20 protein-coding genes are annotated in these 23,849 nt (G+C 61.7%); 5 read left to right on the top strand and 15 right to left on the bottom strand.

Going from position 1 to position 23,849, the window contains the following annotated elements; all coding sequences use genetic code 11:
- Positions 1–1,166: 1,166 nt before the first annotated feature.
- Complete coding sequence (locus VHO05_RS12265) at positions 1,167–1,919, bottom strand: SDR family oxidoreductase (protein ID WP_329646861.1); 753 nt, start codon at positions 1,917–1,919, stop codon at positions 1,167–1,169.
- A gap of 477 nt (positions 1,920–2,396) precedes the next feature.
- Between VHO05_RS12265 and VHO05_RS12260 the strand changes: the two genes are divergently transcribed.
- The 4 genes from VHO05_RS12260 (at position 2,397) to VHO05_RS12245 (ending at position 6,838) form a co-directional block, all read left to right on the top strand.
- Positions 2,397–3,152 (top strand): TorF family putative porin, encoded by a 756-nt coding sequence (locus tag VHO05_RS12260; protein WP_329646860.1) that lies wholly within the window; start codon positions 2,397–2,399, stop codon positions 3,150–3,152.
- Between the two features lie 490 nt (positions 3,153–3,642).
- Positions 3,643–4,446, top strand: a complete 804-nt coding sequence (locus VHO05_RS12255; protein ID WP_329646859.1) for a TorF family putative porin — start codon at positions 3,643–3,645, stop codon at positions 4,444–4,446.
- 313 nt (positions 4,447–4,759) lie between these two features.
- Positions 4,760–5,593: a TorF family putative porin gene (locus tag VHO05_RS12250; protein ID WP_329646858.1), complete on the top strand. Its 834-nt coding sequence runs from the start codon at positions 4,760–4,762 to the stop codon at positions 5,591–5,593.
- A 507-nt stretch (positions 5,594–6,100) separates the two neighbouring features.
- Positions 6,101–6,838: a hypothetical protein gene (locus VHO05_RS12245; protein ID WP_329646857.1), complete on the top strand. Its 738-nt coding sequence runs from the start codon at positions 6,101–6,103 to the stop codon at positions 6,836–6,838.
- 12 nt (positions 6,839–6,850) lie between these two features.
- Here VHO05_RS12245 and VHO05_RS12240 read toward each other — a convergent pair whose 3' ends face one another.
- The 4 genes from VHO05_RS12240 to VHO05_RS12225 form a co-directional block, all read right to left on the bottom strand.
- Complete coding sequence (locus tag VHO05_RS12240) at positions 6,851–7,237, bottom strand: hypothetical protein (protein ID WP_329646856.1); 387 nt, start codon at positions 7,235–7,237, stop codon at positions 6,851–6,853.
- 206 nt (positions 7,238–7,443) lie between these two features.
- Positions 7,444–7,890 carry a hypothetical protein gene (locus VHO05_RS12235; RefSeq protein WP_329646855.1) on the bottom strand — a complete coding sequence of 149 codons (447 nt, stop codon included), beginning with the start codon at positions 7,888–7,890 and terminating at the stop codon, positions 7,444–7,446.
- A 256-nt stretch (positions 7,891–8,146) separates the two neighbouring features.
- A complete protein-coding gene (locus VHO05_RS12230; RefSeq protein WP_329646854.1) occupies positions 8,147–8,890 on the bottom strand; it encodes a ribonuclease T2 family protein in 744 nt (247 codons plus the stop codon).
- A 4-nt stretch (positions 8,891–8,894) separates the two neighbouring features.
- Positions 8,895–10,298, bottom strand: a complete 1,404-nt coding sequence (locus tag VHO05_RS12225) for a M20/M25/M40 family metallo-hydrolase (RefSeq protein WP_329646853.1) — start codon at positions 10,296–10,298, stop codon at positions 8,895–8,897.
- 324 nt (positions 10,299–10,622) lie between these two features.
- On the opposite strand from VHO05_RS12225, the gene ppdK reads away from it, so the two are divergent.
- Entirely contained in the window at positions 10,623–13,346 is a 2,724-nt protein-coding gene (gene ppdK, locus VHO05_RS12220) for a pyruvate, phosphate dikinase (protein ID WP_329647522.1), read from the top strand.
- Here the strand turns inward: ppdK and VHO05_RS12215 are convergent.
- The 10 genes from VHO05_RS12215 to VHO05_RS12170 all read right to left on the bottom strand — a co-directional run bounded on the left by VHO05_RS12215 (position 13,343) and on the right by VHO05_RS12170 (position 23,686).
- Positions 13,343–13,573, bottom strand: a complete 231-nt coding sequence (locus tag VHO05_RS12215; protein WP_329646852.1) for a hypothetical protein — start codon at positions 13,571–13,573, stop codon at positions 13,343–13,345. The genes ppdK and VHO05_RS12215 overlap by 4 nt on opposite strands.
- A gap of 156 nt (positions 13,574–13,729) precedes the next feature.
- Entirely contained in the window at positions 13,730–14,602 is an 873-nt protein-coding gene (nadC, locus tag VHO05_RS12210; protein ID WP_329646851.1) for a carboxylating nicotinate-nucleotide diphosphorylase, read from the bottom strand.
- On the bottom strand, positions 14,602–16,275 hold the full coding sequence (locus VHO05_RS12205; protein WP_329646850.1) for an L-aspartate oxidase: 1,674 nt from the start codon (positions 16,273–16,275) through the stop codon (positions 14,602–14,604). The genes nadC and VHO05_RS12205 overlap by 1 nt, the downstream gene beginning before the upstream one ends.
- 93 nt (positions 16,276–16,368) lie before the next feature.
- Complete coding sequence (gene nadA / locus VHO05_RS12200; RefSeq protein WP_329646849.1) at positions 16,369–17,454, bottom strand: quinolinate synthase NadA; 1,086 nt, start codon at positions 17,452–17,454, stop codon at positions 16,369–16,371.
- A gap of 212 nt (positions 17,455–17,666) precedes the next feature.
- Entirely contained in the window at positions 17,667–18,713 is a 1,047-nt protein-coding gene (locus tag VHO05_RS12195) for an NUDIX hydrolase (protein ID WP_329646848.1), read from the bottom strand.
- 133 nt (positions 18,714–18,846) lie between these two features.
- A complete protein-coding gene (locus VHO05_RS12190) occupies positions 18,847–19,470 on the bottom strand; it encodes an HD family hydrolase (protein ID WP_329646847.1) in 624 nt (207 codons plus the stop codon).
- 3 nt (positions 19,471–19,473) lie between these two features.
- Positions 19,474–20,091: a DNA-3-methyladenine glycosylase I gene (locus tag VHO05_RS12185; protein WP_329646846.1), complete on the bottom strand. Its 618-nt coding sequence runs from the start codon at positions 20,089–20,091 to the stop codon at positions 19,474–19,476.
- Positions 20,078–20,983: a folate-binding protein gene (locus tag VHO05_RS12180; RefSeq protein ID WP_329646845.1), complete on the bottom strand. Its 906-nt coding sequence runs from the start codon at positions 20,981–20,983 to the stop codon at positions 20,078–20,080. Before VHO05_RS12180 ends, VHO05_RS12185 begins: the two co-directional genes overlap by 14 nt.
- 40 nt (positions 20,984–21,023) lie before the next feature.
- Positions 21,024–22,565: an amidohydrolase family protein gene (locus VHO05_RS12175; protein WP_329646844.1), complete on the bottom strand. Its 1,542-nt coding sequence runs from the start codon at positions 22,563–22,565 to the stop codon at positions 21,024–21,026.
- A gap of 254 nt (positions 22,566–22,819) precedes the next feature.
- A complete protein-coding gene (locus VHO05_RS12170) occupies positions 22,820–23,686 on the bottom strand; it encodes a L,D-transpeptidase (protein ID WP_329646843.1) in 867 nt (288 codons plus the stop codon).
- Positions 23,687–23,849: the final 163 nt, after the last annotated feature.

The raw sequence follows: 23,849 nt of genomic DNA, 5'->3' as shown, positions 1-23,849 counted from the left end.
CGATGAGCTGCGGCTCTACGCCTGTGATTTCGGATTCCAGCCTTCCGATGGAAGGAATGTTCGTTCCGGGTAGGGGAATATATCTCAATCAAAATCTTATGAAGCGCCAGCCGGAGGCGGTCCGCATGTTCGTGTTCAAGCACGAATGTGCGCACAAGACCGTTGGCGGAAATGAGCTCGCCGCAGACTGTGCAGCTGCCCAATCGGGCGCGCGGGACGGATGGCTGACGCAGGCAGGCCTAGATAGCGTATGTAAGTCATTAGCGGGCCAGCCTGCAGGCGGGCGCTATCCGTCCGGGGCTACGCGATGCGCCAACATCCGAAAGTGCTACGCCAATTCGTCCGAACGCGTTGTGCAACAGAACTCTGGCTCACAACAAGCGGCTGGCAGCGGCCGACTGCGACCCGCAAATTGAAAAAAGTGGCGGGCAAAATTTGTTTGTCCGCCACTTCGATTTAGATTTCAGCGGCGAAAGCCCCCTCTGAAGCCGACACCGCGCCAGCCCCATCCGGCGCCCCTCCATCCTAAGCCGGCTCCTCTCCATCCCCAGCCCCCGTCACGCCAACCCCAGCCTCGTCTCCAGCCAACACCTCGCCAACCCCACCCGGCGCCTCTCCATCCCCAGCCGCCGTCACGCCATCCATAGCCCGCGGCTACCGGGTAGGCTGCAGCGCCGCGCCACCCGTATCCATCGCCCCTGTAGCATGCCTCTGCTGATGCAGTGAGGGTGCCTGCGCCAAGGGCCAGCACCATCGCGCAAATCGCTAATCTCTTTTTCGATGCACTAGTGATAGCCATTGTCTTTCTCCTTTAGCTATCCGAGGGCAATTGCCGCTCGATGTGCAAATCGATGATCGCGATGCGCGGTTCCATTATTCTTTCACTTGGTACAAGTCACCCGCGCAGGAACGGTTTAGGGACCTGGGGAAACTGGCAGCCATGCGTGCGGACAGGCGGACCGAGCCGCGACGTTACCCGCGAGGCAGTCGCTTGCGCCGCCCAAGATGGCGCTCATCTGCTGACATGATTAGCTCGCCAACGTCCGCTGCGGATCAGGTTCGGCGAGTCTCACACTGACCGTAGTGCTTCCATTCTGTAACCAGCAACAGAAGTGAGCGTGGGTGCGGGTGCTGGCCGTGGCAGTCGAAGCGATTGTGTCCACGGCCTATTCTTCACCGAACGTCAGGTGCTGCCCGCCATCCAGCGCAATCATCTGTCCCGTCAGTGAGGGCGACGAGAGGATGAACCGAACGGCCGCCGCGATCTCCTCGGGCGTCGGGCCGCGCTTGAGCAGCGTTGACTGCGCCTCACGCGCGAAGTCCGCATCGGTCTGGTGCACACTCTTAAGGACCGGTCCGGGACCGATGGCGTTGACACGCACCCGCGGCGCCAGCGCCTGCGCCAACGTCCGCGTCGCGGTCCAGAGGCCTGCCTTCGAGATTGTATAGGAGAAGAAGTCGGGCGTGAGTTTCCACACCCGTTGGTCGATGATGTTGATGACGTTGCCCGCTGCACCTTCGGGCAAATTGAGGAACAGGGCCTTCGCAAGAAAGACCGGCACTTTGAGATTGACGTCGAGGTGCGTGTCCCAGGTCGCTGGCGTCGTGGTCGCGACCGTATCCACGAGGAATTCTGACGCATTGTTGATGAGGCACACGGGCGCCCCCAGCACATCGCAACAGCGGGGAATGAGACGCTCGGCGTCGGATTCGGAGGCGAGATCCGCCGCCACGGCCTCCCCTACTCCTCCCTGGCGCCGGATTTCATCGACGAGAGCCTGCGCTTCATCGGCAGACCGGCGGTAATGCACGCAGACCTGCCAGCCACCCTGCGCGAGGTCGAGAGCAATCGCCCGCCCGATGCGCCGGGCGCTGCCAGTGATGAGAACGGTGGGGGCGGCTCCGCCTGTGGGCGGCATGGATGTGATCCTGTTACTGCGACGGCTTCACCAACGCTCAAGGCTTTCCCGAATTACCGGAACTGAGAACCGGTTTCGACAAAAAGCATCGAGAACGCACACAGAGAACGGTGCCTGCATTTTGTACCGCACCTGCGAACGCTCAGCACCTAGGCATTAAGGTGCTGAATATCGAGCACAATCCGCCGACTGATGCCCTGTTCTCGGGCTAAAACTGAGCAAACGCCGGTCATTTGGCACTCCGAGTTGCCGCAACGCGACACGGTTTGAATGCAGACCCAACGCGCGCGCCTTAAGGCTTGTCCCTTCTCGGCATTTTTGACCTTTATGACCACCAGGTTGCACCAACCGCACGGCAAGTTCCTTCCAGACCTGATGCACTGCACACAGTGCCAAGGCCACACGGGAACGGGGGTGCCAGACGCACGATCAGACTTCGGTGTGAGCTTAAACTTGGGGGTTATAGGTACGATGTCGATGACAACTTCATTCACGAAATCGGTCGGAGCTGCGGGCATCGCACTTCTGGCTCTCGCTGCGCCGGCGCTCGCCAGCGACATGACACCGGCCCCGGAAGGCCGCGAGTTCAGCTGGTCGGTCAACGCCGCACTGACGAGCGACTACATCTTCCGCGGCGTCTCGCAGACGGACGAAGAAGCCGCCGTTCAGGCCGGCTTCGACGCCAGCTACGGCATCCTCTATGCCGGCATCTGGGCCTCGTCGGTCGACAAGGACTTCGTCGGCGGTTCGCCGACCGAAATCGACATCTACGCCGGCATCAAACCGACCTGGGGCCCCGCCACCTTCGACCTCGGCGTCCTCTATTACTACTACCCTGGCTCGACGCAGGCCGGACCGGGTAATCCGGATGTCGTCGAGCTCAAGGCTGGCGTCAGCGGTGAGATCCTCCCCAAGCTGAGCGCCGCTCAGACATTCTACTGGAGCCCGGAAGCCGCTTACGACGCTGGCGAATATTGGGTTTCTGAAACGACGCTGGCCTATGCGCTTCCGAAGGTCTTCGTCTTTGATCCGTCCCTCAGCGGCACCGTCGGCTTCGTCGACAACCTCGACTTCGATTCCGACTACACCTACTGGAACGCTGGCCTGACGCTGGCTTATGGCAAGTTCAGCTTCGACTTCCGCTACTGGGACACGGACTCGGACGGCGAGACTCTCTATGGCGATCTTGCAGATGAGCGGTTCGTTTTCACCGCCAAGGTCGTTCTTCCTTAGTCGGAGCGACACCCATCCAAGTTCAAAACGGGGCCCGCGCGGCCCCGTTTTTATGACTAGGCCGAGCGGGGGCGATCAGGCCCGGAAACATTGCAAACCGATTCGATCGTCCCACGGGATTCGGCAAGTTGAGACGACAACACAGGCCGAGCGAGTCGGATTTTGCTGCTTCGTCATGCTCATTCTCCACGCGCGGAGATCCGAACTCGCCCTAATTTACATCCGCCCACAGACCTATTGAGGCTGATTTTTTATGCAAAAGTTGGTCAGAGCCTGCCCAAAGTTGCTCGGATGAGACACCTCGGTAAAGAGTGTGGTCCGTTCTTCGTTAGAGCTTGTGCTTCAACACGTCTTTGGATCTTCTTTCATAAGACGCGCCGTTTTGCGGCACGCTGGTTGGGGGCTATGCCTTGTGTACGGGGGGCACCTTGAGCCGGTAGCGTGGGGCGCACGGACTTCATGGTGTGGGATCTTTGGGGGTTACAAGTCGATGACTACTTCATTCACCAAAACACTCGGAGCGGCGGGCATCGCGCTTTTCGCTCTCACGGGTGCCGCTCTCGCCGATGGCTACAGCGGCAGCTCGAAGGACGCAGCAGCTGCTGACGAAGGCCGCAAGTTCGGCTGGTCGATGACGCTTGGCGGAACTTCGGACTACATCTTCCGCGGTCTGTCTCTGAACGACGAGCGTCCCGCCGCACAGGGCTCGATCGACTTCACCTACGGCATCTTCTACGCAGGCGCCTGGGCCTCCAACGTCTCTGGCAACGCAAACCCGGTTGAGATCGACTGGTACGCCGGCATCAAGCCGGTTCTCGGTCCGGTTAGCTTCGACTTCGGTGTGCTGTATTACACCTATCCCGGCGGCAAAGACTTGGCCGGCTTCTCTGGTCGGCACGAACTCGACTATGTCGAGCTCAAGGCTGGCGCCAGCATAACGCCCGTCACCAACCTCGCGATCGGCGTCACCGGCTACTACTCGCCGGAGCAGCAGGGCTTCGGTGATACCTATGCCGTCGAAGGCACGGCCGGCTACACGCTGCCCGCAGTCGGCATCTTCACGCCGACCATCGGCGGCACCTTCGGTTGGCAGGGATCTGAAGAAGACAACGTCTTCGTTGTCGACGGAGACTCCTACACCTACTGGAACGTTGGCCTCGCGCTCGCAGTCGAGAAGTTCACCTTCGACTTCCGCTATTGGGACACGGACATCAGCAAGACCGATGCTTTCCCGGGCACCTACGGCCTCTCGGACGATCGCTTCGTCTTCTCGGCCAAGGTCACGCTGCCCTAGTCGAATCGACATCCTTTCAACGGAACGGGACCCAGTCGGGTCCCGTTTTCGTTTGCCGGTCTAATCCGATTGAGGATGAAAGGCATCCTACCGACAAACTCCTTCGACGGATCGGGGCTCACACGAGCCCCGATTTCGTTTTGCCGCGCCCAATCGATAGGCAGAGTTGCACACGGGACACTGACCCTTGGTGGACCGCACAGCGCCCCATGCTTTGATCTTGTTTCTGTTGGCCGTCTGAGCTTCCATGTCCCATGGAAGCGAGCGTGTGCCTTGTGTCGCGCAGAATGACGGGATTTTGGGGACCAGAAGCATGTTGCCGATCAAGACTGCGGCGCTGGCTGGCGTCGCATTATTCGTGTCCGCGGGCGCAGCGCTCGCCGATGGCTATGGCGGTAGCGCCAAGGATGCGCAGCCCGAGGAAGGCCGCAAGCTGGCTCTATCGATTACCGTTGGCGGAACCAGCGATTACATATTCCGCGGCGTAAGCCAGACCTTCGAGGATCCGGCCGCGCAGGGCTCGATCGATCTCACCTACGGCATCTTCTACGCGGGCGTCTGGTCTTCCAACGTCGACTTCAACGACGCTCCCAAGGCCAACGCCGAGGTAGACCTCTACGCCGGTATCAAGCCGGTCTGGGGGCCGGTCACGTTCGATCTCGGCGTGATCTATTACGCCTACCCAGGTGCTGACGACGGCGTCAATTTCTTCGGCAATCCTGGACAGGTCGATTACGTGGAGCTGAAGGCGGGCTACAGCATAGTTTCGCCGTGGATCAAGGGCCTGACCAGCGGCACAACGGTCTACTGGTCTCCGGACTACAGCCTCGAAACGGGCGACGTTTTCACCCTCGAAAGCGTGGCGTCCTACGCCCTGCCGCAAGTCGGCATCTTCTCGCCGTCGATCTCGGGTGCTTTCGGCACGGTCTACGGGGACAGAGACGAAGGCTTCAGCGTCGGCGGAACCTCCGACGACAAATACAGCTACTGGAACGTAGGGCTGGCTCTCGCCGTCGAGAAGTTCACGTTCGACTTCCGCTATTGGGATACGGATATTGACGTCGTGCCACCCGGCGGCACGGTTTGCGCCTCGCAGGGCCTCTGCGACGAGCGCTTCGTCTTCACCGCCAAGGTCACGCTGCCCTAGACTTTGCAGACCTTAAATAGGGGTCTTCTGGAAACCGGCGCTGTAAAAGCGCCGGTTTCCTTTTTGTATCAAGCGTCTTTCTGAGAACAGATCGTCACGCACTCTTCATCGTGCCGTCACTCACCAAAGCTAGTCTTCACGCCAAGTCACGTCTTGGACTGATCCTCTGACCCCATCACACCCGGGGAGCGAGCAGCCCGCGCTTCGGCAGCCCGCGGAGAGGAGCAGGAGGGGGACGCGCATCGCCCTCGTCAGCGCGTCCGTCTTTGCGACCGCCACGCTTGACCTGCGGGTCGCCCGAGGCGGAGTTAGAGGCCAGCCTCGCCCATCTCGCCGGCCCCCCCGCGGCCCGCGAGCAAGCAGGCTGGCCTCGTTTGCATTTGTGTGGCTCGACCTCGATTTTCCCCAACTCTTATGGCCCGGCGCTTGATCGCACACCGACACGCGCTTTAAGAGACAAGCAGGCGAAAAATTGAGCAGAAGCCCGTGATTCTGACGATTGCAATCATGGTCACTCTGACGATCGCGATAGCGGCGCAAGTGCTCGCTCCGCGCCTTGCCGATGGGCGCGTCCACTTCGAGCAGAACCCCGACCATCCTGTCGGCTTCGGTTACAAAATGGCCTGGCTCGCCGTGCGCAGCCGCGATACGCGCGCAGTGGTGGAGGAGCTTGGCCTGGTGGCCGCGGAGCCCTGCAATTGGAAATCCGGAGTCGGCACCGTCTATGACGAACACCTCGGCAACGATCATGTCTTCGTCTCGCCGCCGGTGAATGGGTGGACGTTCGTCGTCGGCCTCGCACTTCCCTATCCCATAGGGCGAACGTTCGCAGACAAGTCGGCGCCCCTCCTGGAACGGCTGGGCCGCCGCTTCGTCGAGGTGCAGTACTTCTTCGCCTACCCGCCGCTCGACGTATTCGCGTGGGCGCGACTACTTGAGGGCCGCGCGGTACGCGCATTCGCCATCACCGATTCCGGAGTCGTCTGGAACAAGGGGCGCACGACCAAGGAAGAGCGCGCACTCGGCCTCAAGCTGTTCGATTTCCGCGGCGTGCGGGGCCGCAGAGGGGACGCGGGCGGCGAAATTATTCTCTATCCCACAGAGGAGCATGTGCTCTCTCTCGCCGAAAAATGGAGCATCGATCCGACCGGCCTCGACGAGGTCGACGTCCCGACGCTGAATGTCGGATACATCGGGCTGGCTCCAGCCGATTGGCGCCCCGAGCGCCTGCGCAAGGCCGGGTAGTTTCCAATTGCGCTAGGCCGCCGACAGGCCGGCGATTTCGGCCATCTGGTGAGCAATCATCTGATCGAGAAAGCCTTCGAACGGCACAGTGAATGCCGTGAGCCCTTTCGGATCGTTGCTCCACTCTTGCAGCTTCTCGACAAAGTTCTCGGGCAGTTCCGCCGCAGCGTCGCAAAGAGAGACAACACTGGCCGCCAGCGCCGCATCCGTCATCGGGAGAAAGGGAATGGTCACCATCTCGATATGACCATCAGCGTGCCGCCGCGGCGCATGAATGACAGCGCTGCAGATGATGTTGCGATTTCCATTGAACGTCGCAATCGCACCGATCAGCAGCCTGGAGGACTCGAAACCTTGCGGCGCCCGATAACTCCAGCTCTGTCCGGCAGCAAAGTGCATATCCTTCGACTCCACAAAAACAAGATATCACTCAAGGCCTTGGCCAAGAAGCGCGCAGATAGCTTCCTTTCGGGGCATCTTTCGGGCAGTGGGCGCACCAGAGTTCATATCGACTGTTCGCCCAAACGCAGACCAGTTTGATCTCAAACGCACTTGGAGCGCTTGACGCATCGTCTACAAAAAGTTGCCAGCGTTCTCTTTGAGCGTCAGGGGGACGACGCCGCACCAACGTACTGAGCAGCAGAAGCATCCGCGCCGCCGGTCACCGGCAGGCGATCCTCCCGTCCTAGGGACACATCGGCCGGCAGCGCCACGTGATCGGCATCGCAGGGTCGCGCCGAAGTATGGCCGGTTTGACGATCGAGTGCCAGAAGCGTGCATGCTGGTGCCGATGCCTCCGCCACCTGAACCCACTGCGGCAGCACATCGACCTGCGACTTGCGATGAGCGGGCTCTGCCGCCCGCCGTTCGATTGCGGCAATCGGACCGCCCGCGAGTACGACTTCCGACACGAAGCCCCAGAACCCGACGAAGTGCCAGAACATCGCGCCGAGAATGAAGCCGATGACGCTCCAGCCAAGTCCGCCAACACCGTCGAGAACGCCCTTCACGCCTTCGTAGCGGCGAAACCCGCCGTCCCGAGGTTGGGACATCCCGGACTCGAACGCGCCCACAACCGCCACGTTTTCGGACGCGGCGATCCCATTATCGAATAGTGGTGTCAGACCGCGTCTGCTCGCAATTTCCCGCATGCCCTCAAGCCTGCAAAAGCGAATCCAAACGCAGCACGTGAGGACTTTGCGGTCCGCCCCTGCCGTCGACAAGTCGGAATGAGGCGATCGCAGGGCGCAGTGGCGCGATCCACAATCAAGCGTGATCAGAAAACCGCAGGCAGGGAGCTGACACCGCTCAATGCACGGGTAGCACCTGCATCACCGAGCTGCGGCAGAGCTGGCCCTGATCTTCGTTTACGCCGCACGAGCGGAGCTCTCCCGCTTTCGTGAAGCAAATACGAATTTCTTGAAGGCGACTGCCCGGCCCGCGGCAAGCAACGGCGACCATGTCCGGCTTCAGTTTCGGATTCGCTGCAACAAAGGCACGAACCACATCGCGAGGGTTGACCGATTGCGCATCGGACGGCCTCCGAAAGCGATCCGGAATTGTAACGCTGTCATAGAGTCGTCGCGCCGTCTCATAATAGGCCTCCGGCGAAAGACCGGAGCAGGTTCCATGCTTGCGGTACTCGTGAATGATCAGACCCTTGCTCGGCATGACATCGAGCATGTCGTCGATGACACGCTGCGGCACGTAGGGACGTGTTCGCGTCGGGCAATCCTCCGGATAGCCACGTTCATACTGGGGCCACAGGCCGTGCAGAATGAATCCGTATCTCCGCCCGTCCGGGCGCGCGCACTGCGTGTCGTCGTCCCGGCCCTCTGAACGCGCGCAGTGTGCGGGGCTCCACGAAAGAACCAGAGAATAGTAGTCGAAATCACCGGCCGTGTTCGCCTGTCGCGCACCGGGATTTGACGTCTGCGTCGAGGACTGCGGCGGAGCGGGCCCCTCTTCCTCGCGCTTCTCGAAATACGAGAACGCGACAAGCAGAGCGATGAGAAGCAAAAGCCCGGGGAGCGACAGTTGGTTTGGGCGCATCGGGTTACGCCGGCAGCCGAGAAAGTGCATCCAGGATTCTAACCCAGCTCCGGGCGCCCTTCTTGAAGCTCTTCAGGTTGTATTTCTCGTTCGGAGAATGGATACGATCGTCCTCGACACCGTAGCCGATTAAGAGACTATCCATCCCGAGTGCATCCTTGAACGAGGTGACGATCGGGATCGAGGCACCGCATCCCATCAACACGGCATCGGTGCCCCATTCTTCTCCCAGCGCCTTGGCCGCAGCCTGCATGGCAGGCGCTGACGTATCGAAGCCGATCGCTGCGCTTCCATGTCCGCCAATGAACTCGACCTCACAGTCTTCTGGCAGATTGTCGAGCACGAACTGCTTCACGACGTCCAGCACATGCTCGGGATCCTGTCCGGGAACGAGACGGCATGTAATCTTCACGGACGCACGCGACGGAATGACGGTCTTGGATCCCGCCCCCTGATAGCCGCCCGTGATGCCGTTGAACTCGAGCGTCGGCCGCGACCACAGCTGCTCGATCATCGATACGGACGATTCACCGGCCGGAACGGAGAGACCCACGGGTTGCAATAGCAGCTTGGCGTCGAGACCGAGCGACTTCCATTGCTTGAGCTGTGCTTTGCTCGGGGCTTTGACACCATCGTAGAAGCCCGGGATTTTTATACGGCCCTTGGCGTCATGCATCTTGCCGAGGATGCCGACCAGCGCCCGGATCGGGTTCATCGCCGGTCCGCCGTAAATGCCCGAGTGCAGATCTCGCGACGGTCCTTTGAGGATCACCTCGACGCCCGCAAGTCCGCGCAACAAGGTCGTGATTGCGGGCGTATCCTTGTCCCACTGGCCCGTGTCGCAGACGAGAACCATGTCTGCGGAAATTTCCTTCCCGCTCTTCTTCAGAAAGCCCGGAAGCGAGGGCGATCCGCACTCCTCCTCGCCCTCGATCATGACGGAGACCGCAAGCGGCAGCTCGCCCACAACTTCCTTCCAGGCTCGCGCGGCCTCGAAGAAGGTCATGAGTTGGCCCTTGTTGTCCTCGGCGCCGCGCGCAACGATAACCTTGCCGTTCGCTTTGTCGTTGACGATGCGCGGCTCGAACGGCGGTTTGGTCCAGAGGTCGAGCGGATCCGGCGGCTGGACGTCGTAATGTCCGTAGAACAGAACGTGGGGCGTCCCCTTCGCGACCTTACTGCGATCGTGCCCGACGACGATCGGATGCCCGGTCGTCTGCCGCACGGAGGCCGGGATACCGATCCCGGTCAGGGTGTCGGCACACCATTCGGCGGCTTGCCGGCACGCACCCTTGTAGGCGGGATCCGTCGAGATGCTCTCGATCCGAAGCAGCTCGAACAGCCGTTCGAGGCCCGCGTCGAAATTGCGATCCAGCCGGTCGAGAACCTTGGGCACGTAGTCCGTCATGGGAACCCTGTCTTAATCAAGAAGGCGAGGAGAATGCGCAATCGGTACTTGTGTCCTGGTTCCGCAGCTCGCAACGCGATTGCGCCTTGATAGGAGCGAACTAGGGAACCTTAAGGACACCAGAAACCATAAAATCTCTAGTGTGATTCAGACCGAGAAATTCGCTCAGACCTTAACCGCATGCAAAGGCGAATTTCTGGATCATCCTAGCAGTCCGCCAAAGGGAGTGTTGGCGCATCCGGGCGCCTATGCCACAGTCCCGCCTCCGGCATCAATCGGACACCCTACGGACGGTTATCGTTCTGAAAAGAGGCACACTTGGCACTGGCTCGGCCATCCCACCACGCGGCCCCCAAATGGGTTTACTATTTCGCTGCCGGCGACGCGGAAGGAAGCGCCGGCATGAAGAACCTGCTTGGCGGCAAGGGCGCAAACCTCGCCGAGATGGCGAGCCTCGGTCTTCCGGTCCCTCCCGGCTTTACCATCACCACCGAGGTGTGCAGCCTCTATTACAAAAATGGCGGCAAGCTGCCTGACGGGCTCATTCCCCAGGTCGAACGTGCCCTCGTCAAAGTTGGTGAGGAAACCGGCGCATCGTTCGGCAGCGAGGACAATCCTCTGCTCGTCGCGGTTCGCTCCGGCAGTCGCGCATCCATGCCCGGCATGATGGACACCATTCTGAACTTGGGTCTGAACGATCGCACTGTGCTCGGCCTCGCGCGAAACTCCAACGACGAGCGCTTCGCCTACGACAGCTACCGCCGCTTCATCCAGATGTACGGCGATGTCGTGCTCGGATTGGATCACTCCGTGTTCGAGGACATTCTCGACAACTTCAAAAACCTGAATGGGGTCTCCTTCGACACCGAGCTCGATGCCGACAACTGGCGGTCGATCATCGCCCTATACAAAGAGGCAATCCAGGACGCGCTCGGCAAACCGTTCCCGCAGGATACCGGCGAGCAGCTTTGGGGCGCCATTGGTGCTGTCTTCGGCTCCTGGCAGAATGCTCGTGCCGTCACCTACAGGCGCCTGCATGCCATTCCCGACGACTGGGGGACAGCGGTAAACGTGCAGGCCATGGTCTTCGGCAACATGGGCAACACGTCCGCGACGGGCGTCGCATTCACGCGCAACCCATCGACGGGCGCGAACGAGATCTACGGCGAGTATCTCGTCAACGCGCAAGGCGAGGACGTCGTCTCCGGCATACGCACACCGCAGGCCCTGACGGCGAGAGCACGCCGCGAGGCCGAAGATCCAAATCCGTCGCTCGAAGAGGAAATGCCGGGGAGCTTTCACGAGCTGAAGCTCATTTTCGCAGCCCTCGAGAACCGCTACCGCGACATGCAGGATATCGAATTCACCATCCAGAACGGCAAGGTCTGGATGCTGCAGACGAGATCCGGCAAACGCACCGCAGAAGCCGCTGTTAAAATTGCGGTCGATATGACCGAGGAAGGCATCATCACCCGTGATGATGCCGTGCTGCGCGTGGATCCGTCGGGATTCACGCAGCTCCTCCATCCTACCATCGATCCGGCCGGCCAGAAGGAGCTTCTGACGACCGGACTTCCCGCCTCTCCCGGCGCAGCAACCGGCGAAATCGTGTTCGACTCCGACACCGCCGAGCGCCTGAAGCAGCAGGGTCGCGAGGTCATTCTCGTCCGCACCGAAACGAGCCCGGAAGACATCCACGGCATGCACGCCTCCGCAGGAATCCTGACGGCGCGCGGCGGCATGACAAGCCATGCGGCTGTCGTGGCCCGCGGCATGGGTGTCCCGTGCGTTTCTGGCGCTGGCGCACTTCGCATCAACGAGAAGGCCGAAACGCTCAGCATCGGCCAAAAGCAACTCAAGGCCGGTGACGTCATCACCATCGACGGAGCGACCGGCCGCGTCTACGCGGGCGCAGTCCCCATGCGCCAGCCACAACTATCGGGCGATTTCGCACGCCTCATTGCTTGGGCCGACGACGCGCGCGGATTGACCGTTCGTGCCAACGCCGACACGCCGAAAGACGCTCGGCAGGCACGCTCATTCGGCGCCCAGGGCATTGGCCTCTGCCGCACCGAGCACATGTTCTTCGACGCGGATCGTATCCTCGCCATGCGCGAAATGATTTGCGCAACGACTGAGTCCGGCCGCCGGGCCGCGCTCGCAAAGATCCTTCCCTTCCAGCGTTCGGATTTCATCGAGCTGTTCGAGATCATGGAAGGGTTGCCGGTCACGATCCGCCTGCTCGACCCGCCGCTGCACGAGTTCTTGCCGCGCCACGAACGCGAGCTCGAAGGTGTAGCCGAGGCGTTGAAGCTGCCGATCGAAAAGCTCAAGTTGCGGATCGCCGAGCTGTCCGAGTTCAATCCGATGCTCGGGTTGCGCGGCTCACGGCTCGCTATCCGCTACCCGGAGATTCCGGAAATGCAGGCGCGCGCCATTTTCGAGGCCGCGATCGAAGCAGAAAAACGGCTCGGGCAGCCCGTGACACCGGAGATCATGATCCCGCTTGTCGCCTATCGACGCGAGTTCGACATCCTCGCCGCAATCATCCGCGCGACCGCTGAAAGCATCGAGAATGAAAAAGGCGCCAAGCTCTCGTATCAACTCGGCACTATGATCGAGTTGCCCCGCGCCTGCCTCAGAGCCGGCGAATTCGCGGAAGGAGACGATGGGGCCGAATTTTTCTCATTCGGCACCAACGACCTCACACAAACGATCTTGGGCTTAAGCCGCGACGATGCCGCGCCGATCCTTTCGGCCTACGCCTCGCAGGGCATCTTTGAAACGGATCCCTTTGTCTCGATCGATCAGGAGGGAGTTGGCGAACTGGTACGTACCGGTGTCACGCGCGGCCGCGCGGCAAGGCCGTTGCTAAAAGTCGGCATCTGCGGCGAGCACGGCGGCGATCCGGCGTCCATCGCCTTCTTTCAGGAAGCAGGCTTCGACTACGTCTCGTGCTCTCCATTCCGCGTGCCGGTCGCGCGCCTCGCCGCGGCACAGGCCGCGATCCGCGCTAGCCTCACGAAAAAATCTGAAGACACCAACTAGAGGCTGAGATCGCGCTGCTCGATGCGGTCGAGCTCGTCCAGGCTTGGACGCCGCGGGCGAGCACCTTGGCGCTTGGGCATGACAAGCAGCCACAGCACGAGCGGCGGCAGAATAAAGCACCACGCCATCCAGAAGGAGTAGTCGCGGTTCTTCCACCCGGCGATGAATCCAGCAAGCGCCGAGGCCAAAATCGCTGCCAAGCCCCAGATTACGATACCGGCCATCATTCGCCTTCACCCTCCCTGGACAGACGCTTGGAACAACAAATCGCGTCGCCGCGAAGCCCCCGACACATGAGGGCCAACTAAGGCGAAATCAAGTGTGCAACGCGCCCAGCACCCGGCAGCACACTAAAGAATAGCCATGCAGTTAACGGCCCGCGCTCATGCAATTTCGCGAGGCACGAAATCGAGCCCAAGATCAAGGATCGGGGCCGAATGTGTCAGTGCGCCGACGGAGATCAAATCGACGCCGGTTTCCGCAATTCCCCGCACGGTGTCGAGCGCGACACCTCCGGATGCCTCGGTAAGGGCGCGGCCATCCACCATTACGACGGCCTGGCGCAGGGTCGCCAAATCCATGTTGTCGAGCAGCACAGCGTCGACGGGATGCTTCATCGCTTCCGCCAGCTCGACGAGTGATCCGACTTCGACTTCGATTTTGACCATATGACCGGCGTACGCGCGCGCGGCGGCAATGGCGGCGTCCACGCCACCGGCGGCCACAATGTGGTTGTCCTTGATAAGGATTGCATCGTAGAGCCCCGAGCGGTGGTTCTGTCCGCCCCCGCAGCGAACGGCATACTTCTCGAAAGCGCGTAAGCCCGGCGTTGTCTTACGCGTGTCCGCGATGCGTACACCCGTGCCCGCGACCGCATCGACGAACCGGCGCGTCAACGTTGCGATGCCACTCATGTGACAGAGGAAGTTGAGCGCGACACGCTCAGCCGTAAGCAGCGCGCGCGCAGGGCCGGCGACGCGCGCCACCACAGTCCCAGCCTCGACGCGGTCGCCGTCGGCGACCAGGGCTTCGAAAACGGCGCCGGTCTCCAGAGCTGCAAAGGCCGCCTCCGCAACTGCGAGACCAGAGATCACACCGGCGCGGCGCGCGCCGAACGTTGCCGCTGCCATTACATCCGGCGGTACAGTGGCGTCCGTAGTGATGTCTCCGCGCGTGCCGAGATCCTCGGCCAAAGCCACCTCGACGGCGCGCGTAATGATGAGATTCGGCAGCGTGCCGTCGACTTGCACGCGCATCACAAGGGCAGCTCCTCAATCACACGCGGTGCCGACACGCGCGCCTTGGCGCGGTTGAGCGCGCGGATGGTGCTCAGGGTAACGGCGCTCCGATGCGCAAACTTGGGCGCCGGATCGGGATAATCGGCGCGGAAGTGCGCACCACGGCTTTCGGTTCGAAGGAGAGCAGATCCCGCAATGATCTCTGCAGCCAACGCCATGTTGGAGACCAACGCATCGTCGTGGGCCTCTTCTCCGATCTCGCGAAGCGTAACGAGCGCCTGCTGAAGGCCGGGGCCGTCTCTGACCACACCAACATGCTCGCTCATTGTCTGCCTCAAGAGAGCGACGAGGCGCGCGCGGCGTGGCTCGTCGAGAAGCCGCTCGGTCGCGACACGATAGGTCTTGGCAACCGGATGCACGTCTCCCAGCGAGACCAGCTTGCGAATGTCGTCCGCCGCACGTGCACCAAGCACCACGGCTTCCAGCAGCGAGTTGGAAGCGAGCCGGTTCGCGCCGTGAAGTCCGGTCGAAGCAACTTCACCGACGGCCCACAAGCCCTCGAGGGTTGTCCGGCCGGACAGATCCGTCGCAACGCCACCCATATGATAGTGGGCTGCCGGCGCAATCGGGATCGGCTGCGTGATCGGATCGATACCGGCCGCTAGGCAATGCCCGTAAACCGTCGGAAACTTCTCCGGAAACGCATTGCCAATGGCCGTGCGACAGTCGAGATAGGCGCCGCGTCCAGCGGCAAGCTCCGCGAACACGCCGCGTGCAACAATATCGCGCGGCGCAAGTTCGGCTTTGGGATCGAGCCCCGTCAGGAAGCGGAACCCATAGCCGTTGATCAACGTGGCGCCTTCGCCGCGCAAAGCCTCTGACGCCAGAGGGGCCGGATCGACATGAGCGTCGATCGCCGTCGGATGGAACTGCACGAATTCGGCGTCGGCAATCGTCGCACCCGCGCGCGCGGCAAAGGCAATGGCCTCGCCGCGCGCGTAGATGGGATTGGTAGTAACGGAATAAAGCGCGCTTGCCCCGCCCGTCGCAAGCACGACGGCGCTAGCTGGCAGGAAGTCAAATGCGCCTGTCCTCTTGGACTCCGTGCGCACGAGGCGAACGCCAGAGACCCTCGCTGCAGACCCCGATCCCGCATCCAGGATCAGGTCCATGGCTTCGTAGCCTTCAAGCAGACGAATTGACGGCGTGGCGCGCGCTGCAGCAATCAGCGCCTGCATGATTGCGGCCCCAGCGCGGTCGCCGGAGACCCTGACCACGCGCTTGCGCGAGTGAGCCGCTTCACGCGACAGAACGAAATGCCCTGCAAGATCGCGGTCGAATGGCACGCCGTAGCGCAGGAGATCCGCAATACGCGACGGTGCCTCGGCCGCTACGACCTCAGCCACATGCGCATCGACGATGCCGCCACCGGCCGCGATGGTGTCCGCTGCGTGCTGAGCGGGCGTATCGCCTTCGCCGACGGCTGCCGCGATGCCACCCTGCGCCCACACGCTCGAAGCCCCTTCCCCGAGAGGAGCTGCGGCAACGACCGTTACCGGCAGCGGCGCAAGCCGCAACGCCGTGAAGAGACCAGCCAGTCCGGCTCCCACAACAACGATGTCGCCCGGACCGAGCGCGCCGGACGGATCGGCAAAACCGCGGGGCGGCGAACCTGTCAGATCGAAATCCATGGGCAATAAAACCCTCGAAGTGCGCGTCTGTCCCGACGATGGAACGTGGCTACTCAAGGCAGTGCGGGCCAATGCTGGCCCGCACCAGTGACATCAGGCCGAAGCCTCGACCATACGCTCCACCGCGCGGCGCGCCTTCTCAGCGACAGTCGGATCGACCGTCACCTCGTAGCGATTGTAGAGCAAGGCCTCGTAAATGTTCTCGAGGCTGATGCGCTTCATGTGCGGGCAAAGGTTGCACGGACGCACGAATTCGACATCCGGCGCCTCGGCGGCCACATTCGAAGCCATGGAGCACTCGGTCACGAGCACGACCTTTGCAGGGCGCTTCGTCTTGACCCAGTCGATCATTGCCGCCGTCGAGCCGGTGAAGTCGGACGCGTTAATGACGTCCGGCGGACACTCCGGGTGCGCAATGATCTTGAGGCCTGGCTCGGCGGCCCGCATTGCGTTCATCTCCTCGCCGGTAAAGCGCTCGTGCACCTCGCAGTGGCCCTTCCAGGCGATGATCTCGACCTTGGTCTTGGTCTGCACGTACTTGGCAAGATACTCGTCGGGGATGAGCAGCACGCGCGGCACGCCGAGACTCTCGACGATCTTCACCGCATTCGAGGACGTGCAGGTGATGTCGCACTCGGCCTTTACCGCCGCGCTGGTGTTGACGTAGGTGACGATCGGCACGCCGGGATAGGCGGCACGCAGAGCGCGCACGTCTTCGGGCGTGATCGATGCCGCCAGCGAGCAACCCGCGAGCGGATCCGGAATGAGCACCGTCTTGTCGGGGCTCAACAGCTTCGACGTTTCGGCCATGAAGTGCACGCCGGCCTGCACGATGACGTCCGCATTCGTGCGCGCGGCCTCTTTTGCAAGCTGCAGGCTGTCGCCGCGGAAATCGCCCACACAGTGGAAGATCTCAGGCGTCATGTAGTTGTGCGCCAGGATGACGGCGTTGCGCTTGACCTTGAGCTCGTTGATCGCCTTCACGATAGGCGCGTAATGCACCCACTCCATGGGCGTGACGACGTGCTTCACGCGCTCGTAGAGCGGCTCGAGCTCCCGCTTGAGCGCAGGCGTAAAGGCAAACGGCGGGGCGACCGTCTCGTCTCCCCGCGCCCGCGGCACGCAAGCGTCCCCAGGACGGTCGAGAGTGAGATCAGAATGGGCGGAACCAAGCGCCATTTTCACCTCCAGCTATCATATACTCCAGTTGAGTATATGAGGGCCCTGAAAAATACCGGCCGCCTTAGGCCAGTCACTGCTACGCGCCCGGAACGTCAAAGTTCCCTGTTATGCTCTTCGCGAGCATAGAGCGTATGTAACAAATTTAATTGATGCGACGATGCATTTCTAGGCCGTTGGTGAAATTAATTGCACCGCCGCAAACACGACCTCTACCCACGCACCGCTTTGACGCGAACACCCGGGGCTGGACGCTCCAGCAGCACCTCCCGCCGGAACCGGAAAAGCTTGGCAGGCCGCCCGCCCGTCTGCGTTTTGACCTCGCCCGTCGTCTCAACAAGCCCGGCACTCTCGACCAGCCGCCGGAAATTCTGTTTGTGCAGATGCGGACCAAGGATCGCTTCCACTGTCTTCTGCAGTTCGAACAGCGTGAAATCGTCGGGCATCAGCTCGAAAATAACCGGACGATATTTGATCTTGGCGCGCACGCGTCCGATTGCTGTTGCCAGGATGCGGCGATGATCGAACCGCATGGGTGCACCCAGACGCGGAAACGGCGAACCCCACAACGCGGCCGCTTCGCGCCCATCGCGACGTGCCTCCTCGACAAGGCCAGCCTCGTAGAGCAGCTCGAACCGGTCGAGCACCTTTTCCTCGTCCCAGGCACCGCCCTCGAGGCCGAAGCAGATCCTGACGCGATCCTCGCGCTGAACAGGGCGAACGGGCGCGGGGCTTTGCGCCCAGCGCTTGAGGCGTGGCTCGATCTCGGCAGAAAGAATCTCGGGCTTGCCTTTGCGCCAATCTTCCCACGGGAAATACTGATACCAGCTGCGCCAGGATCCGTGCTGCAGATCACGCGCATGGCCCGCTTCGGTGAGCGCAAGATATCCGATCGACACGACATGCAGCGAAGGATCATCCGGCTCCGCGTGCCGACCGCGATCGCCGAAAGTGTAAAGCTGCTCGACGTAGCCGAGACCGAGCCCCGTCTGCTCCTCCACCCACGTGCGTAGGCCGCTTTCCAGCGTCTTGTGAGCGACAGGCGAGAAGGGACCGAACGGCAAGCCGTCGACACTGACTGGTTCCGCGTCGTTGCGGATAACCAGTACCACCGGCTCGTCGTCGATCACCGCAACGATCGCGGCGTTCAGCCCGATTTCCACGGCCGCCGCATCTGTGCGCGAAGCGGTGTGGTGAGCTGCATCTGCGCCGGGATCTCGATCGTGAGTCCGACGCTTGAAGTTTGCATCTGTGACCATGGCGCGTGCTCCTTATTGCCCGCTAACCGTTGATCGTGGCTATTTTCGGAACCGATGGAAGTGAACTTTTATTTGTGTCGGGCGGAATAAAATGGAAAGCCCAATCCGTACAATTTTATAAACCTCAACGCGCTCACGTGAGCGCAGAAAAACGTTCAAGAAACAGCCGCTGCGCTTCGGCAGCAGGCAGCGGCACGAGTGCGCTCAATCTACTTGTGAGAAATTCACCGATTTCATCTGGGTGACCAAAATAGAGGAGGCCCTCATCCAGGCTAAAGCCTGCGAGTCGCGTCGCTTCATAAAAGGCCGCAATCCGGTCCGCGCGCTTGATCTCGCTTGTGATCACATCGGGGAGCTGCGCCGGAATTTCAAAGCGCGTGTGGATCGCTTCGAGCAATTTCATCTCAAAAGATTTGTAGTCGAGCCCGATCGCCGTCTTGAACGGACTGATCAAGTCGCCGATTACATACTCCGCGGAATCGTGCAGCAACGCCGCGAGCCGCCACATGTCCGGCCAATCCGCATGGAGCGCACCGGCGATCTCCTCGACAAGCAGAACATGCTGAGCGACGGAGAAAGCGTGCGCTCCTTGCGTCTGCCCGTTCCACCGCGCAACGCGCGCGAGCCCATGCGCAATATCCTCGATCTCGATGTCCTCCGGAGAAGGATTGAGGAGATCGAGCCGCCGCCCCGACAACATACGCTGCCAAGCGCGCGGCGACGCATTTAGTGATGGATCCGAGCTTCGGTTCGTCATGACTCAGTCCGCTGGTGGCACAAAGGCGCGCTGCAACTCCGCGCAGGCCGCATGACGCGGACACTCCACCAAGTGATCGTTCACCATCCCCGTCGACTGCATGAAGGCATAGACCGTCGTCGGTCCGACGAAGCGGAACCCTTCTTTCTTCAGGGCCTTCGAAAGGCGCTTCGACACATCTGTCGAAGCCGGCACATCGCCGAACTTGGCAAACGTATTCGCTTGAGCCTTCCCGCCCGCCTGCTCCCAGAGGAACGACGCGAGAGACTGACGCTTCGTCAGAACAAGAAACGCCTTCGCATTGTCGATGGTGGACTCGATCTTGAGCCGGTTGCGGACGATGCCCTCATCCGCCATCAGGCGCGCAACATCCCGGCCCGTATAGCGCGCAATGCGCGCCGCGTCGAAATCGTGAAACGCGCGGCGAAAGGCATCTCGCTTACGAAGGATCGTGATCCACGACAATCCGGCCTGAAAACCCTCGAGAACGAGTTTTTCGAAGAGACGCCGGTCGTCGGCATGCGGCACGCCCCATTCTTCGTCGTGGTAGCGCGCATAGAGCGGATCATCGATCCCGGCCCACGGGCACCGTTCCAACTTCGGCGCGTCAGGCAATTTCATGTGGCGCCCCGATCTGGAAGGTCGCGAACGCGGGAACCTCCACGCGGAGCGGGAGTCCACCAACAGCGATGGGTGTGCCGGCGCGCTGCGCCTCCGCCACCCGGTCAAGCCTCAAGAGCGCCAGCCCTCGCCCGCCGGCGACGGAACCCAGTCGCCCGATCTCCACCTCCCCCACAAGGATAGGCTCATGCCCCACCGGCAAAGCCGCGTCCGCCACCACAGGCACAACACGCTTTCTCACCGTCGCACGATGCTGCATCCGGGACACCACTTCCTGCCCCACGAAACACCCCTTCGTGAACGAGACGCCGTGCAGTTGGTCGAGAAGCGCCTCATGAGGAAATGTGTCGCCGAACACGAAATCCTTGCCGCCCTCGGGCACGCCGAGAGCGATACGGCGCGTGTGATAGGCCTCTTCGGGCGCGACATCGCCGTTGGTCGCCACAGGCACATCGGACGCGAGCTTGGCGTCCGCCAGAATGCGCAGTCCCAGCGTAGAAAGGCGCGGATCAGGAAACTCGTAAGCCCCGGAGTTCCCTCCGCGAGAAGCAGCGTCCTCTCCCCACAGCGCACCGACGACAAAGGTGTCCGATACGTCACGGATCGCAACATCCGAACGCAGCTTGTACATGGAGAGCCGCTTTGCCAGCTCGCCCGCCTTGTCGCGCGCAACATCGAGAAGAAATCCGTCGTCCGTCTTCACGACTAGGAAGTCGAACAGGATCTTGCCCTGCGGCGAAAGCAGCGCGGCGTACATCGCGGGCTCGGTGTCGAGCGCCGCCATATCATTGGTAATCAGGCCGCCCAGCAGTTTGCCGGCATCGCCTCCGGTGACGGACACGACGCCGCGATCGGCGAGGACCGTCATTCCGGGGTTTGTCGCAGCAGTCATTCCCATAGCCTCTCGGATACGCGACGCTACGACATTCGGTTTATTGCCCGCGACGCCCGCCCGCGGCGCGCTTCTTGAGAAGCGCCGCATCCGCACTGTCGGAGCTGGCGGCCGCTGCCGGCCTCGCCTCGCTCTTGGGCTTGGTCGCTTTGGGCTCGGCGTTTGCTGAAACGGGCTTCATGCAAGCCCACTCCGCCACCGCATCGATATCGTAGAAGCGGGTGGATTCCATCAGCATGCGCGCTTCGGTCCAGATGTCGCCGTCGACCATCGGCATGAAGAGGTCGTGGACGTTGTCGACGCCGAGATAGCAGCGCACACCGGCTTCCCGCAGCTTGACGAACGGCGCAATAGAGTTGTGCAGCGGCGCCGTCATGGGCAACTGCTTCATGCTGAGCGCGGCCGATGGGCAGACGATGATGCCCATATCCGCTTCCTTGACCTTCTCGATGATCCGGTCCTGCTCGCGATCTTCTTTTGCCGAGAGCGAGATCGCGTGCACGCCAAAGACGCGGCCCTGCATGCCATGCTCGATGGTCTTCTCGGCGAGAAGCTCCGTCTCGTTCTCGAGCGGATTGTTCTCCTGGTCGATATGCACGTCCACCGGCTTGCCGAGCTTCTTGGCGAGCGACAGCACGACGTCGAGATGCTTCTCGGGCTTCGGCCGGTCACGCGACGGAAGGCCGCCGCAGTAGTCGGCGAGTTCGCAGGCTTCGGCGTACTGCTGGAACGTCGCCGGATCGAGCACGCCCTGCAGCGGCTGCACGCCCACCTCGAACAGAATGCGATCCTTGTAACGGTTCTTCACCTCGAGCGCGGCCTTGATTGGCAACAGGCCGACTGTGCTGTCGGCGTCCACCATTGTTCGGCAGTAGGTCGCGCCCTGCTGGATCATCATTTCGAGGCCGCGACTGATGCGCTCGACAAGGTCGTCGTGTGTGTAGTTTTCCTTGAGGTAGCGATAGAGTTCCCACTTCTTCTGCATGTCGACCTGGCTCAAGCGCAGGTTCTCGTGCGTGATGAGATAGGCCTTGTCGAAATGCGCGTGGTGGTTCGCAAGACCGCCGAGCCGCTCCGCCGCAGCGAGAAAACGCAAGCGCAGGTTCCAAGGCTCGCTGTCGTCTGCCAGACGGTAACGATAGGTGCCGCGCTCGGCGTCGATGATGATCTGCTCGAGCGTCGCGATGCCGACGTCGGCGTCAGTGATGAGAGGAATACCGTTCTCGATGGAGAGCTTGCGGATGAGCTTCGCATCCGAGCTTTCGTCGTAGTCCTCGTCTCCCGTCAGAACGTTGATGACGAGATCAAAACGGTTGGCCTTGAGGAAGGATAGAATATTGGGGGAGCGCCCGTCGGTGATCTTGTGGATCTCGGTGCTATTGATCCCGTGCTCCTTGAAGAACCGATAGGTGCCGGGGGTCGCGTAGAGTTCGACATCGAGAGTGAGAATGCGCCGGATCGCGGGAAGCATCCGCTTCTTGTCTTCAGGGCGTCCCGCGCTGATCAGAAGGCTTTTTCGGCGCTGCCGTCCGAGGAGCTTCAGGTTGAAGGCCAGAAGCTCGAGTGAGATTGCGTTGCTCATTGTCCTGACCTCGTTGTTTCCGATAAGCGCTCGCTGCGCGTCTTAACCTCGCGAGCATCCTCGCGAGGTGGTCAGAATCGCACTTTATTGCAGTTGGCGCCGCCGTACCACCGGATTGCGCAACCGTCCACGGGCGGCGGTCTCCAGATCGGCCGCCCGTCTATACGCGAGCGGACGCGGACGAGAAACACCCCCGGTGCGGCAGCAAACGTCGCACCAGAGGGCAATCGCGAGACCAATCCGCCGTCCGCGCCTTAGATGCCCTGACCTGCCGCCGGCTGGTCCGTTGCAGGCGCACTGCCGGCCGGAGGCTGTGGAGCAGCTTCAGGAGCTTGCGGCTGAGCCGGGGCCGGGGCCGGGGACTGCGCCGATCCGTCCGCTGAAGGAGCGTTGGCCGGCGGCGCGGTTGTAGACGGCTCAGTTGACTTCTTAACCTGCTGATACGTCGCTGGCGGCATGATGACACCGGACTTCGGCAAGCGCCTCATCACATAGACGAGGGTCGAGGCGTTCACGTGATCGGCAAGATGCACCACGTGATCGTTGTGCATGCGGAAGCAGCCCGACGACGATGCTGAGCCGATCGACTTCGAGTCATTCGTTCCGTGAATCCGATAGAGCGTATTCCCTAGGTAGATGGCCTTGGCGCCGAGCGGGTTCCTGAGGCCGCCAGTCATGCGCACGGGAAGCCCCGGCTTGCGCTGGCGCATCTCAGCCGGCGGGATCCAATCCGGCCAATCCTCGATCCGAGAAACGCGTTCGACGCCGGTCCAGGTGAACCCTTCCTTGCCGACGGCGATCGGATAGACGTACGCGCTGCTGCCCGACAGGGTGTAGTAGAGCTTGCGTCCGGCTGTATCGATGACGATCGAACCCGCCTGCATCCCGTTGGGGAATGACGTCGTCTGCGGGGTTCTCGGTGAAATCGACGGCCGACCTCCGCCCTGCGCCAGGTCAACCGACTTCGCGAGGGGTGCGGCACCCAGATAGGAGGGTGTGCTGTTCCGCTCAGGCGCCTCGCCCCAGTTTCCGAACTGACTAAGACCCTGCGCGCTCGCAGGAACCGCGATGGCAACCAAACCAGCACCCGCAACAAGTGCCAAAATACGGGAACTCAACATGATGACGACCTCTGAAACGCTCTCGGCCCGCCTCCGGCAAGCCGCCACACACATAGGCGCACTATAGCCAACGTTCCAGCCGTTCACAGGCATTGACCGGAATAGCTTGATAACAAAGCGTATAATGTCCTCTTGAACCTGTATCGCACAGCCGACGCTGCTG

It is taken from the genome of Hyphomicrobium sp., from assembly GCF_036262015.1.
In the GTDB taxonomy this organism is placed as follows: Bacteria; Pseudomonadota; Alphaproteobacteria; order Rhizobiales; family Hyphomicrobiaceae; genus Hyphomicrobium_C.
Note: the sequence above shows the minus strand (reverse complement) of the source record. Positions and strands in the feature narration are given on the sequence as shown.